The organism is Paenibacillus sp. Y568, assembly GCF_059445545.1.
In genome coordinates, this window is record NZ_JCAIUM010000027.1 from 19,789 (window position 1) to 33,627 (window position 13,839).

The 13,839-nt window shown below is 38.0% G+C and carries 11 protein-coding genes and 1 pseudogene; 9 read left to right on the forward strand and 3 right to left on the reverse strand.

The window, feature by feature from the left end; all coding sequences use genetic code 11:
* Positions 1-235: 235 nt before the first annotated feature.
* The 3 genes and pseudogenes from AC1D7X_RS24045 to AC1D7X_RS24055 all read left to right on the forward strand — a co-directional run.
* A pseudogene (locus AC1D7X_RS24045) lies at positions 236-391 on the forward strand (S8 family serine peptidase); the annotation flags it as partial.
* Between the two features lie 1,104 nt (positions 392-1,495).
* Positions 1,496-2,329, forward strand: coding sequence for an ArdC family protein (locus AC1D7X_RS24050; RefSeq protein ID WP_495476275.1), 834 nt, complete (start codon positions 1,496-1,498; stop codon positions 2,327-2,329).
* A gap of 427 nt (positions 2,330-2,756) precedes the next feature.
* Entirely contained in the window at positions 2,757-3,722 is a 966-nt protein-coding gene (locus AC1D7X_RS24055) for a hypothetical protein (protein WP_495476276.1), read from the forward strand.
* A 548-nt stretch (positions 3,723-4,270) separates the two neighbouring features.
* On the opposite strand, the gene AC1D7X_RS24060 is transcribed toward AC1D7X_RS24055, so the two are convergent.
* Together AC1D7X_RS24060 and AC1D7X_RS24065 are read right to left on the reverse strand one after the other, a co-directional pair.
* Positions 4,271-4,540: a hypothetical protein gene (locus tag AC1D7X_RS24060; RefSeq protein WP_495476277.1), complete on the reverse strand. Its 270-nt coding sequence runs from the start codon at positions 4,538-4,540 to the stop codon at positions 4,271-4,273.
* Positions 4,541-4,546: 6 nt separating this feature from the next.
* Positions 4,547-5,683, reverse strand: a complete 1,137-nt coding sequence (locus tag AC1D7X_RS24065) for an Alp7A family actin-like protein (RefSeq protein ID WP_495476278.1) — start codon at positions 5,681-5,683, stop codon at positions 4,547-4,549.
* Between the two features lie 349 nt (positions 5,684-6,032).
* Here AC1D7X_RS24065 and AC1D7X_RS24070 point away from each other — a divergent pair, with 349 nt between their 5' ends.
* From AC1D7X_RS24070 to AC1D7X_RS24095, 6 genes are all read left to right on the forward strand, one after another.
* Positions 6,033-6,827: a ParA family protein gene (locus tag AC1D7X_RS24070; protein WP_495476279.1), complete on the forward strand. Its 795-nt coding sequence runs from the start codon at positions 6,033-6,035 to the stop codon at positions 6,825-6,827.
* Complete coding sequence (locus AC1D7X_RS24075) at positions 6,814-7,569, forward strand: hypothetical protein (protein ID WP_495476280.1); 756 nt, start codon at positions 6,814-6,816, stop codon at positions 7,567-7,569. The genes AC1D7X_RS24070 and AC1D7X_RS24075 overlap by 14 nt, the downstream gene beginning before the upstream one ends.
* Before the next feature lie 3 nt (positions 7,570-7,572).
* Positions 7,573-8,742: a replication initiator protein A gene (locus AC1D7X_RS24080; RefSeq protein WP_495476281.1), complete on the forward strand. Its 1,170-nt coding sequence runs from the start codon at positions 7,573-7,575 to the stop codon at positions 8,740-8,742.
* 776 nt (positions 8,743-9,518) lie between these two features.
* Positions 9,519-10,967 (forward strand): primase C-terminal domain-containing protein, encoded by a 1,449-nt coding sequence (locus AC1D7X_RS24085; protein WP_495476282.1) that lies wholly within the window; start codon positions 9,519-9,521, stop codon positions 10,965-10,967.
* Positions 10,968-11,201: 234 nt separating this feature from the next.
* On the forward strand, positions 11,202-11,339 hold the full coding sequence (locus tag AC1D7X_RS24090; protein ID WP_495476283.1) for a hypothetical protein: 138 nt from the start codon (positions 11,202-11,204) through the stop codon (positions 11,337-11,339).
* Positions 11,340-11,456: 117 nt separating this feature from the next.
* Positions 11,457-11,669 (forward strand): hypothetical protein, encoded by a 213-nt coding sequence (locus AC1D7X_RS24095; RefSeq protein ID WP_495476284.1) that lies wholly within the window; start codon positions 11,457-11,459, stop codon positions 11,667-11,669.
* Positions 11,670-12,470: 801 nt separating this feature from the next.
* Here the strand turns inward: AC1D7X_RS24095 and AC1D7X_RS24100 are convergent.
* Positions 12,471-13,667 (reverse strand): hypothetical protein, encoded by a 1,197-nt coding sequence (locus AC1D7X_RS24100; RefSeq protein ID WP_495476285.1) that lies wholly within the window; start codon positions 13,665-13,667, stop codon positions 12,471-12,473.
* Positions 13,668-13,839: the final 172 nt, after the last annotated feature.

Sequence of the window (13,839 nt, forward strand, 5' to 3'; positions counted from 1 at the left end):
GACTATATTAATGGATTTTCAAAAAAAAATCTAGTAGGTTAATAGAATGAACTTAAAATATTTTTTTACTATTATCATAATAATTCACATTATCGCTGGGGTGACGCATCAAAATAGGAACGGTAATATATTTATATCAACAAATAGTGACATATCGGAAATAAAAACAGTTGAGTTTCCTAATGAGTACGAAAATTGGAATGTCAAGATTATGAATATAAAGGAAGCCCACGAGAAGGGAATTACAGGGAAAGGAATAAAAATTGCAATAATTGATACGGGAGTTTCCGACCATCCAGACTTAAAAATCGCGGGTGGAATATCAACAGTAGATTATACAAACAGCTATTCTGACGATAATGGTCTTGGAACACATGTAGCTGGTATTATTGCGGTTTATAGTTCCTAAATCTCAAGCGACCCCGGAAAATGATCCGGGTTCCATTTGGATTCTTAACGGAACTCGCAAGGAAGCACAATACCTCTGGGGTAACGCTCGAACATCATGATTTTTTCCACTTACGCTTAACGCTCCATCTCCAAAAATCATAAAGTTCTACGAAGCAGAGCGGAACCAAGCTTTCACTCCGCTAACGCTTCATTCCACCATCGTTCCAAGACCCATTTCGAATAATCAGGGAAGCAACATACCTCTAGGGTAATGCTCCAACAGCATAGTTTTCTCCGCTTGCGCTATCGCTCCATCTCCATAAACCATCATGTTTTACGTAGCAGGGCGGAACCATGATTTCACTCCGCTACGCTTCATTTCACCATCGTTCCAAGACCCAATTCGAATAATCGGGGAAGAAACACCCATGATGCATGCCTGAGTCGATGAAGCGGAAGGTTTGTTTCGCAGACGTCCTTTTGTGTGCAACCTTACCATATTCCGTGTTCAAAGAATACATTCATGCACCGTAGCCATCTGGTCGCATGGGATCACATAGAACCTCTCCACGCAAGGCGCAAAAACCTTTTTGAGAAGAACACTCAAAAAGGTTTTTGTCGACCCTTCGGGCAGCCTTGCCCTACGAGAACCTATATAATCTTAAATCTGCGACGGCTACGGTACACGAATGTTTTGTTCATTGAAAACTACATAAGGCAAGGCAAGATTACAAGCAAAAAAACTGCTCAAAACCTTAAAACCTTCCGCTCATCGCCGCTTAGGCTAGACCAGCAAGCGGTTCCGAATATTAGGGGTGATAAGGGTAAATGTCAAGCTTGAAAGGAGGTGGGAAATATGCAGAATGAGGAGCTTTTATACCTTGCGATTATAGCAGAAAGTTTATAAGTTATTATCCAGTTTTTAGGAATGATTAAGGCGTTTCTGGACTATTTGGCCGTTAGAAAAAAAGCAAATAAAATAAATGGGGTAATACATACCCGGAAAACATTAAAAACCGACCTTCTCTTAGGGGAGTAGGTCGGTAGAGGCGAAAAATTAGGACCTTTCGCCTCTCCATTATAACAGATATGGGAGATGGAAAATATGAGCGTAAAAATTTATGATATGATCACCAACCGAATGATTGAACTAATGGAGAATGGTGTTGTACCTTGGCGTAGACCTTGGAATGTTGGGGCGGCTGTGAATTGGAAAAACCAAAAGCCCTATAGAGGTATTAATACGCTATTATTGGAGCCTGGTGAATATGCAAGCTATAAACAGGTAACAGAAGCCGGAGGAACCGTAAAGAAGGGAGCGAAGGGGCATATAGTTGTTTTTTGGATATGGTTAGAGAAAGAAGACGAGAAAACCAAGAAAAAGACTAAAATCCCTTTTCTTCGTTATTATACAGTGTTTAACATTAAACAATGCGAAGGTGTACAAAGTAAACGAAATGATCAAACTTTTAAACATGACCCGATTGAGGAAGCTGAATGTATTTGTGAGGGATACCAAGATGCTCCATCAGTACAATTTGCATCGGGAAGGGCATTCTATCGCCCTTCAGATGATTCTATAAGTGTTCCACCTATATGCGATTACGCGAAACCCGAAGAATATTATAGTACCTTATTTCATGAGCATGTACACAGCACAGGACATGAAAAGCGGCTTTATCGTTCAGGTATCACAGAGATAGCCGCATTCGGGGACGAAAGTTACAGCAAAGAAGAATTAGTTGCTGAAATTGGCGCGGCTATGCTTTGTGGAGTTGCCGGGATAGATAACAGTACTATAGACAATAGTGCAGCTTATGTAAGCAGTTGGTTGCGGAAGCTTAAGGAAGATAATAAACTGATTGTACAAGCGGCTGGGCAAGCACAGAGAGCTTCAGACTATATTTTAGGAATGACATTCGAAGATGGCGCCTCGTAAATGTGGAAAAATGCGGCCCCTTAACGGGGCCATGTTAAATTAATGATCCACACTTCAAATAATTATGAACATGTTCGCTGATTCAGGTAAAAAGGATCATTTTGCCGATCACGCTACCCCAACCCTTCCCATTTTAAAAAATGTCTAACATGATTGAGCTTATTCGATTGTGACAGGGCGTGAAGCGATCCACGAAGTAAAATCCACTGTGGTAATTGGATTTAAATTTAATTTTCTATTTATTAACCTTAAATACCAGGTACTCGTGCAGGAAGACAATCTCAAGAGGGAGATTGCATTGTTTATAGAACTTGTTGTAATAACGGATGCCGACCTTTCCAAGTTGTCTTTTTCTAGTTAACCTAGTTAACTTGGTTAACCTGTGATAAAATATAGACTATAAGGTTAACTATAAGGAGGAAAGTATATGTCACAGAATGAACCGAAAATACATAGTGAAGCAAAAACGACGAAAGCATACAAAGTGAGCCCGGAGCTGAAGGGAAAACTAGAACGGCTGGCGGCAGAGAGTGGTTTAGATACGCAAGAGGCATTTATTGAACAATTGGCAGCGCTTTATGAGTTGCAACGTTTGAAAGAAGGAAGTGGAGCTGGTTATACCAAACAGATAGAGGAATTAGAGTACCATTTGCGGCGTCCGTTGGATCTTTTCATTGGGATGGTTCATACGGAGGCAGCTGCACGTCTCGAGCAGATACAGCAGCATGAGGAGATTGTTACAGACCGTGCTACTGTTATATTTGGTCAAGAACAAGAGCTTTCTGAATTGCGAAAGGAATTAAAACAACATACGGAAGAAGGGGCAAGGCTGATAAAAGAAGCTGAAGCCACAATGAAACAACTTGAGCAACTACAGGAAATCTCGAGAAAAGACAACTTACTTGTAGAGGAGTATCGACAAAAAGTCGATACTCTATCAGGACTTGTTAATGAATACAAAGCTGCTGCCGAGGAAAATAAAGAATCGAAAACTATGGTTAATGAGTTAACCTTGATAACCGAAAAACAAATTAAACAAGTAACGGATTTGGAAGAAGAGTTGGTCGATTTGCAGGCTATGAAAGATGAATATGTACATCGGTTAACTGAAAGACAGATGCAAGAACTCGAACGTTTGGCTGAGCGTAAGGATATGGAAAAGGAACGTGAATTGTTGGCGATCCGTACTGAATACCAGGCTAAGCTTGAGAAGACAAATGAAGAGACGACAGCTAAGTTGCGGGATCTGTATCAGGAAATTAAGGAGCTACGTCAAGGGCATGAGCTAGAGGTAAGAGAATTGAAAAATAGTAATACCGAGCTGGAAAAGGTCAACGCTGATGCGATGGGAAAGGTACGGGAGCTACAAGAGGAAATAAAACGGTTGCGTTAAATGGAGTAGTCGAGGATATCTGCTCTAGACTTGATAAGTGAATAAAAACGGAAGAAGGAAGCGTCTGATTGAATAGCCGATGGTTGTTCAATCAGACGCTTCGTTTTTGTTTGCACCAACATAATAAGTACCTGTTATTCGAAAATCTACCATCTAAAATAATATAGTTGAAAAACGGCAGGCCGTTTTATTTTGTAGCAACGATGATCGTTCTTGAGATTCGTTTAACCTATGGATAGATTGGTATTTACGTATACTTAAACTTCTCAGAAAGACAAACCGTACTCTTAAATGTTACACCTTGAAAAACGGCGAAGAGGCCACCGAAATTAATCGATAGCCCCCTGTAAGCAAAACTACACAAAACGTAGGATTGAGCTTTAGCATATCATAAGATGAAATGACTGTACCTGGTAATGATTTCATGTGGAAATTAATGAAGCATACTAATGAGATATAGCTAGTCCTAACACTGAGTTTTCGTAGTTATATATAGAATAACTAACGAGCTTATATAACCACTTTAGAGCTCCCTCCTCCCACTGCGATTATTCCTCTAGACGTGTAGTTATAGCTTGGGCACCAAATCCTGGAGGAAGGCGTCTACGATCAGGTTGCTGCTGATCTTGAGTCGATTGTATATAGGTTTCAGGTACATCGGGATAGTCTGAGTCATGATTGTTTTGTGAATTATTAATATAATGGATTGCGGCAAATTTCAAGAATCCAGCTGAGTTTCCAAACTTTTTCATGGCTGCAAGAATATCTGCATGCTTCTCTGTGTCAAAGGTTACCTCTATTCTTTTCTTCTTGCCCACTGTGTATCACTCCGATCTAGCTGTCACCATAGCTTTAGCATACTTATAAAAGCCTAAAACATTAGCAATTTCTGAGTCTTCAACAAATTTAGAATACTTATATTGCTCTTTTATGTCTTCTTGTTTGATTAGATTTGAACCACCACCTGTAAAGAGCATCGTATCTACACGAAGACTTCCCTTTAGAGTAGTGTTAATGGTGTTGAGAACTTCTCGAGTGAATTTAATAATAGATTTGTTGACGTATGCTGTAATAGGGAAAGATTCGTTTTTATTGGGTTTGAAGAAGTAACCTTCCTTGGCGTTTCCTTCTCGTAGGATACGTTCTACCTCAAATGATGTAATTCCCTTTATTCCAGCATCCGTGGCTAAGTTAACAATCCGGTCATAAAGTTCATATGCCCCTGTAGGTTTTTGATTTCGTGGGTTACTTAAATTCATATTTTTTAGTGTATCAATGAGTAGCGTACCGCCTCCAATATCCACGACAACGACCTGCTCATCAAGTAAACTTGCAGTTTCTTCTCTTACATATCCTTCGAAATCCAAAACCTCATTATAAGCTGTACCAACGGGCTGTGGATTCACATGTACTTCTTTGACCCGAATATTTAAACTCTCTTGATTGACAGTAATATTATGATCGCCTATAAGAGTTTGAGTAATATCTTGAACAGCTGTTCCGTTAAAGTCATCTGTTGGAACTCCTGTAGAAACGATAACCTCTAAAATCCCCGTTTTGGCTTCTTCATAATCTCTTGCTAGTTCAGCTAGAGCAAAATCCGTGAGCAAGCGGAATTCATGTTTCTTGTACCGATTTTCAAAGCCTATCGTGCTTATAAACTTATTTTCCGCATGAACTAAGTGTAAATCGTTTCCCCAGGCATAGGAGAAATCCTTATCTGTACCGGATATGTATTTATCAAGTTGTAATGGTTTATCCGAAGCAATAGCTGTACGCTGATCGCCTAGATCATCATAATCCAGAAAGTGTGATGGTAATACTCTTGCTCCGATCATTTCGACGATACTTTTATCGCTGTTCTTTTTACCGGAAGCTTCAGCTTCCCTTTTAATCTCTAATGTTTTCTCGGACACCAGTTTTACTTGTTTGTTACCTAAATCTAGTGAAAAAATCACCATATATTTATCATCCTCTCATTACGGAATATTTATAGTTTATATAATACCGGTAAAACACCGGTATGTCAAAGGTGGAGGAATGTAATAATACCGTATAAATACCAGTATACAATTATTGTTATTAACATAAATACTGGTATTTATACGTGATTAAAATTAATTTATTTATTTTCATATAACAAATTACCGGTATTGTACCGGTATGTATCCTTTTTTGAGTTGAATATATGGGAGTGATCTATTGTGTTTGAAATAGACAGTGTGGTAAATTTGAAATAGAAAAACTGAACAGTAAATATGAACATGATGTTGGTATTATATTTAATTGCTCGGGAGAGGACGGATTGTTGTGAGTATTGTATATGCGGTATCAGCGAATAAAGGTGGCGTGGGGAAAACGAGTTTTGTTACAAATATGGCTGCAGCCATTGTGCAGAAGTATCCGAAGACTCGTATTTTGATTGTCGATACAGATGCTCAAGGGAATGCATCGCTTGCCTTTGGAAAAAATCCTAAAAATTACGAAAATACAATCTATGATGTTTTAACTGATGGTAAGAATATTGAAGATATAATCGTTAATTTAACGGAACGCTTGGACCTACTTCCTTCCAATGTAGATATGGATTTTTTGGATTTTGATGTACTCACAAATCAAGAAAGGTATAAGGAGCCCTTTCATCTATTGAAAGGTCCATTAGATCGAATTAAAGAGAAATATGATTATATTTTTATAGACACTCCTCCAGCGATGGGCCTTACAGCTGGCAATGTGCTCGTGGCTGCAGATCGTGTTATTATACCCTTTTCTCCGGAAACCTTTGCGGTATCTGGTATTGTAAGGGTCATCGATGCAATTAATGACTTTCAACAGAAACAAAACCCGAACCTCAAGATTGATGGCATTGTTGGCATGATGGTGGATTCCAGAACGGTCCTACACTCTGAAATGCTGGCGAAGGCTCGACAATATTGCGATCAACATGAATATCACATGTATACTACAATTATTCCAAGATCCATTCGTTTTGCTAGCTCTACTGCTTATGAGGGAATCCCTGCTGTATTGTCTGATGCAAATAACCCGATGGTTGCTGCCTATTTTGAATTAATGCAGGAGGTTTTAGCCCATGGCCAGAAATAAAAAGAATCTTTCGAATATTGGTTTTTATGATACAGAAAGCCATAGCCCAGCCCCAGTAGAACCTATTTCTAATAAGAAGGAACCTGAATCCCAAATAAACGATTCAGTTGAACTGAAACTAAAAACTGAACAGAAAAACGAATCATTAAAAAACAACAAGCAAACAGAACCTTTAAATGTAACAGAATTAAGTAAAAGTAAAACTGAACAAATAAGTGAATCAGATGATTTGAAACAAAAAAATGAACAGAAAAATAATTCATTAAAAATCCATAAAGAAACAGAACTGATAGATGTAACAGTAATAAATAACAGTGAAAATGAATATTTAACTGAATCAGTTCATTTGAATCAAAAAACTGAACAGATAAAGGGATCAGTAATTTATAATAAAACTGAAGAAACAAACGAGTCATTAGTATTGGAACAATCAAATGAATATAATAAGAATTCAGAAAAACGTAATATTAAAACTGAACAGATAAATGATTCAACGAAAAGTAACAATGAAGTTGAACAATCTAATACCTTTTTAAGCTATTACCATGGAGAAATTGAGAAGAGAAAGCCACTTGTAGAAGAGACGCATACCCGTGATACGTATTTAATCCGGAATGATGTGTTAGCTCGCTTTAATAAGTTGGCTAAGAAAGAGAAAAAGGGATTTAAAATGCGCTTTATAAATTACGTTTTAGAAAAGGAACTTGATCTCATTGAGAAGCAGCATAAAGGTGGTGAGTAGATTATGACTGAATCATACGAAGAGTTAGAACGTGAACTCGATCGATTAGCTGGTGAATATGTAGACAAAATTCACAGTCGCTATTTGGATCCTTTAAAGGCCTCTACAGTGAAATCTGAAACGATTGAATCTTTAAGTAGGCACTTTTATCAGCAATTTCAAACAAAACTATTATTTATGTATGCGAATCAACAGGCTGAAACGCTGAAGGAAAAGCTGAAATGTGGACTGAAAACGGATGATCCCGAACAATTACTAATCCAGGCAAAAGTAGATATTCTCGAAAGGGCACTTCGAGTTAAGTCAGTTGATTATTTAAAAGAACTGGTTCCGTTTAATACTAATATTGCTCAACACGCTCTATTTTCAGCCAACCCTAAAAAGGGGGTAAATCCTAATGGAGTTACGGTCGAGGGTGTTAAATCAGTGCATATTAAAAGTAAAAATGGTGAAGTACTTACTACATATGATGCAAGAGTTATGGGAGCAATTCAAAGTATATGGTTCAAACAAAACGATAACTCACCTGTCATTAAACTGAAATACATGGATTTATTGAATGAATTAGGCATGACCGATGGGGCTAAGAACTATCAGCGAATTCAGGCATCTCTAATACGTCTTAAAGACATTGAGGTGACGTTGACTCAATACCAGCAGTCGGTTGATGCTGAATATGAGGAAATAGCGCTCACTCGTTTAATTGATCAGATCGTTTTTAGAAGAAAGGTAGGGACAACGGATCATTTTCAAAGAAAGTTCGAAATTCGGTTGCCTGAATGGCTTGTACAGGCTAACGCAAACGGTACACTGTTTGATGTTTCGCTCATTTTAATGAATGACCTAAAATCCTATTTAGCGCAGGGTATGTACTGGCTTATATCCTCTTATACCTCAGCTCACACGGTGAAATTGGAAATTTCGACCTTAGCCAGTCACTTTCACTTCATAGATGGTGGCCAACCGATTATGCCTGTTTATAAGATTGTTGAGCGTATCACACAAGCTTGTGAGGAGCTAAAGCAGGTAGGATTTATTGATAATTACGAGTATAGCGGAAAAAAACAAGGGCTAGCGGATCGTTATCTATCTGTAGTTAAAAATCCTATATTCATAAGTACACCAGTACCGATTGAAAATGAGCCACCCAAACAAATGGAGATTGACTGGTAAAGAGATTTTAAATTTCAGTATCACTCCAAATCCTGAAAGGAATCGGAGAAAGTTGGATATTCATATGGAAAATATTATACGCAGAACATCTATACTCCAAGATAAAATGTGTCGGTCGTAAAAGCAACAGCACATAAAAATAGCGATTCTTCATCCTAGTAGATGATTGGAATCGCTATTTTTAATTTATTTCATATTTATCTCCGTATAACCAAACCGGATTTAACCCCAAATTTCGGGCCGAAACATCCATATTAGTACGGGAAAAATCAAAACATCCGTTTTAGTACGGAAAAAAAGTCAAAACATCCGTTTTGGTACGGAAATGGATCGAAAATAATTTAAAATACATGAATTTCTCCCATCAGGCATGTCGCTTAATGTCGAAAGTGATCGAAACATCCGTTTTGGTACGGAAAAAGGGATCAAAACATCCGTTTTGGTACGGAAAAGAGGGTCAAAACATCCGTTTTGGTACGGAAAGGAGAAAAGTTGCTCGTTTGCCAATTGTAAATCTTTTGTCGTATAGTATTAGTAGAGTTAGAGATTTATGGAAAAAATGATATTTTTACATGAAAAATAAAGCACCACGTCTTTCTTTATGAATGAATCAGTCGCCAAAACATTTTCATTCATAAAGCCCCAGAGTTGTGCTTTACTTTAATTATTCGTTTGTTATGGGGATATTATACCCTACTTGCGAAAAGAAAGTAAAGTCCAAACTCTTAATTTCCTATTGCCTTTTTTAGGCGTGGTGCGGAAATGGGAGCTTTTTTATGTCTACAGTAACTAATTTAGTAGAGTTTGAACATGAGGTTCTTAAAAATGTATTTGGTCATCAGTTAACCGAGAAGCCGAAACGGTTTGAGCAAACCCAAAGTGGTCATAGTCTCGAGCTTGGTTGGGTATATGTCAGTCAGGATTGTAAGAATTTTAAAGCATGTCGTACATATAAGACTCTATCCGTGTTTACGGAAAGCTATACATACTATACACCCAATACATTTTATCGTAACGATCAGCGACAAGAGGCTACTCTACGCTGGTTGAATACGATTGTTCTTGATGTAGATGTGAAGAATGGTCAGAATGTAGGTCTCTCTCTGCCAGATCTGTTTGATAGGATCACAGGTGCAGGATTACCGCTGCCTACCATGGTTATTCAAACACCAAGTGGCGGCTTTCACGTCTATTTTGTGTTGGATAAACCCCGTAAAGCCTACTCTAATGCAATCAAACAATACAAAAAGATCCAGTTAGCTATATGCGAAATGATAGGAGCCGATAGACAAGCTATTGGAGCTGAACGATATTTCCGTATACCTACAAGTGAAAACACTATTTTTCGTACAGAACAACGAATCTCTTTCGATGAATTAAATGATTGGTATGCTATTAATCATGAGAGCGTTCAGGAAAGCGTTAGAACTGCTAAGTTAGAGAGTAATGGATTACTAAACCATGCGGCGATTAAGAGGCTCCTAGAAGGCGCAGAGAGAGGGAAAAGAGACAACACTGCGTACACCCTTGCTTTGGCTTTCAAGGCAGCAGGATATAGCCAAGAAGATACAGAAAGTGAATTGTTCGTGTGGAATCATCGTTTAGATGAACCTATGAAGTTACGAGATGTATCAAGAAAGGTTTCTAGTGCCTATAAAGAAATATCACCACTAGGTCCTTCAGCTAGATGGATTTCTGATTTGTCAGGTATTGCATTTGGGTATCAAATATGGGAAAAAGCCAAGCCAAGGGAACTAAGGAAGTCAAGTCACTTTCATGAATGGGCCAGTGATATTTTGAAGACTTTAGAACAACTTCCTGATAAGAAAATGACGGACTCTCAGCGTAAGTTAGCGAAGGGTTGGGGTATGTCTTTATCTTCTTTTCAGCATGTTGTTGATCTGTTAGTGACTAGCGGAAAAGTCACTGTGAATGTATCTGGTAAAGGTAGAGGTGCCCAAACAACATTGACCCTTATCGAATTAGAGGAAGGTCCAGATAAAGAGCATCCGCAGAAAGATACACGATGGATATCTATAAATGTACCAAGTTCCAATACACTTCTTCTAGTGTGGGGGGTTGGTGGGAGTCCTATGGGGCTTTCTAGGGGATTGTTTGATTATCCTATGGGGCTTTCTAGGGGATTGTTTGATTATCCTATGGGGCTTTCTAGGGGATTGTTTGATTATCCTATGGGGCTTTCTAGGGGATTGTGGTTGCTGTAGTTCTAGTTATTTCCCTACCGGCATGGGCCTTGGCCGTTTGTTTTTCGTGTGGGTTCTCCTTAAGGTCTGCCGGTCCTCGACATAGGTGGCGGAGCGTTCTGTAGGTTTAGCGTGTACGTCTGAGCCGATGAAGGCTGGTAACAGATTGGAGGATACCGTGCTTACCCTGTGAGGTGTTACTGTTCCTTACGGATCGAGATAGAACAACCTGATATGAGAGGAGGATTGGATCGTATGAAGAAAAGGATACTGTGGAGCGCTATACTTTGTGGCGTATTATCAGGTGTAGCTTTGGTTTTCTTGTTAGATTTGATTAGTGTAGACACATTAAGGTTAATCAGGGTGATATCGTTCATCTCTTGGGCCGCTTAGTATTTTAGGAAGATCTTAAGAACTTACCTTTGTAATTGAATGTTAATGAAGAAACCTAAACTAATCATATTAATTAGTAAAGAGTCAGTTCGAGAATATATAGCAGGCACAAATCAAATGAAGGAACTCTTACTAACATTAAAAGAAAACGCAGAGAATGATAAAAAGGAACCTACGGGATATCCGTTTCCGGCTGTAGATGGGATAGGACTTATTACTTCGATGGAAGTTGTCTTTTCATATGCTCGTAGGTTTTTTATAAACAAGGTGAAGAAAGTCGTATCAAGATTATTTCATAAATGGGATAATTATAGTCAACAAGGAAGGTAATGTGGTTTTGTTTTAGATAAAATGATTTTAATCGCTGCGGGGAGTCTCATTACTCTTTTCTATCATTTTATAATTTGCTATATCTATTATCACCTAACCCTCATCAAAAGAAATATAATTTCAAATCTTTCAAATGATCGGTAACAGCTCAAATGATACCGATCGACCCCAGATAGCGCGATCGGTTCCCTACCACCTTTACTCTTTCTTATCGTCAAGTGACCAGTCCGATCCTTGATCTGTATGTCTGAACTATCCAGAGCGCATAATTCCGATGCAAGAGAATATATACAATGCGGGGAAAGGCAGCCGCAACGACAAAGATAACTTTGACCACGGAGGAGATATACGGAACAAGATGAATGGTTACTCGTCTTAAATAAAATATCTGTCGGGAACTTTCCAACAGCCCAATTCTAATGAATTATTCTTTAATTTGTTTAGCGTTCTCAATATAGGCTCAAAACTACTATTCTCAAAGTGTGTAAGTAATAGGTTGTCTATTCTTTGTAGTTACGTCCTGAGTACAACAAGATAAAACCAATAACAACCAGTACGACAGGCAACGCAAACCAAAATAAATTGATATTAAACAAATTATACCTGAATGCACCTGCATTAATAGTGCCAGCGTTATGTACTGAACTAAGACTTGATATAATAAATCCAGTACAAATTATAATTACTGCGGAAATGAGAGATGTACATCCTAGAAACAGCTTAATCATATCCTTCTTCCCACCTCAGAAAATAATTTTACCTAAGAGATAGCATACTCTCTTAGGTAGGATATATGGTTAATTAATAAAAACTGTAAGATAAATTAGTTGCAGTTGTGGTATACCATGAGAGATCACTTGAATATAAGCTTCCATTGCCAAATTGATGACTTGATGAGAAGGATAATACTTTGTTAGTTGCATTGATTAAAGCCCCATGACCAGCCGTAAACATTGAACTGGAAAGTCCATACCCAGAAGTAGAACTTCCATTACTTAGATAATAGTTTGTGGTAAGTCCAGTGGTTTTATTGCCTATTCCCTGCATAACAGTCGAAGGTTTACCTTGCCAAGCATAATTAAAGCTCAGTTCAATTCCCGTTCCGCTAGCACTCGCACCTATTTGGTATTGGGTACTATTATCTAAAGACAGACCAGTTGTATTTGGCGACCAGTTAATTAAATAATTTGTACTCGAATTGGTTCTAATATTGGATTTATAGCCAGCAGTCCATACGGAGCTATTCGAATCTGCTACGCTAGCAGGTGAAATTTGAGAATCGGCCAGAACATAAAAATGAGTACCTGTGCTATTCGCATATAAAACATAATCGGTGACAGCTTTACCAGCGATATAGCTTACTGAAGTTCCGCTTGGCACAGTGTATGAGCCATTTATAGAAAATGATTTTCTAATGCTAGTTAAGATATCGCCTTGTTGTGCCGCTGCTAGGGAAGCATGGGTCAAGTTATTTGGAGAAAACTTAGAATTCATATCATTTTGAAATTGATCGATAAACTGATTCTCATTATCTGTGTCAACAAATTTTTTAATCGATTTCACTTGACTTATGTCTTTTAAAGGCTCTTCATTTTGAAGAACAGTGACTTTGCCGTTGGCATTGTATACTACTATTAAATTTGTTTCCATGGGGACGACTATATTTTTTTCACCATTAACAGTAGGTGCGCCTTCATCTAGTTGGGCATTAGGTTCAATTTTAGAAAATTCATCGTTATCCAAAAACAATGGTATATGTAGTGGTTGAAAAATCGATTCATAAAGCGACAGCTTTTCGATATTTTCCCCTTTAAAAATTACTGTGTTCCCAGGTTTATTAATATAATTTTTAATAAAGTCCAAATTTCCTGTTAACTCTGATTGAGATATTGAATCAAGATTAAAGGTTAAGGTAGTTTCATCTTCGGCTGCTGCTGAAGTAATATGAGAAGAGTAGATTGGCATAAAGATAGTTAGCAAAGATAGAGTTAAAAGCACTTTGAAGATTTTCGTTTCCTCCTGATAATGGTAATTATCGGCCGATGAATACCATTAAACACAATAAAGGAATTAAAGTCAAGAATTACCTTACATTATTTTCAGGAACTCGAAAGATGATATAATGGTGAGGTATGTGTAGGTATGTTAGGGTATGTTAGCAAGCATTGGA

Coding starts and splice junctions, on each gene's coding strand:
- AC1D7X_RS24050 (WP_495476275.1), top strand. CDS start 1,496: ATGAGCGTAAAAATTTATGATATGATCACCAACCGAATGATTGAACTA.
- AC1D7X_RS24055 (WP_495476276.1), top strand. CDS start 2,757: ATGTCACAGAATGAACCGAAAATACATAGTGAAGCAAAAACGACGAAA.
- AC1D7X_RS24065 (WP_495476278.1), bottom strand. CDS start 5,683: ATGGTGATTTTTTCACTAGATTTAGGTAACAAACAAGTAAAACTGGTG.
- AC1D7X_RS24075 (WP_495476280.1), top strand. CDS start 6,814: ATGGCCAGAAATAAAAAGAATCTTTCGAATATTGGTTTTTATGATACA.
- AC1D7X_RS24080 (WP_495476281.1), top strand. CDS start 7,573: ATGACTGAATCATACGAAGAGTTAGAACGTGAACTCGATCGATTAGCT.
- AC1D7X_RS24085 (WP_495476282.1), top strand. CDS start 9,519: ATGTCTACAGTAACTAATTTAGTAGAGTTTGAACATGAGGTTCTTAAA.
- AC1D7X_RS24090 (WP_495476283.1), top strand. CDS start 11,202: ATGAAGAAAAGGATACTGTGGAGCGCTATACTTTGTGGCGTATTATCA.
- AC1D7X_RS24095 (WP_495476284.1), top strand. CDS start 11,457: ATGAAGGAACTCTTACTAACATTAAAAGAAAACGCAGAGAATGATAAA.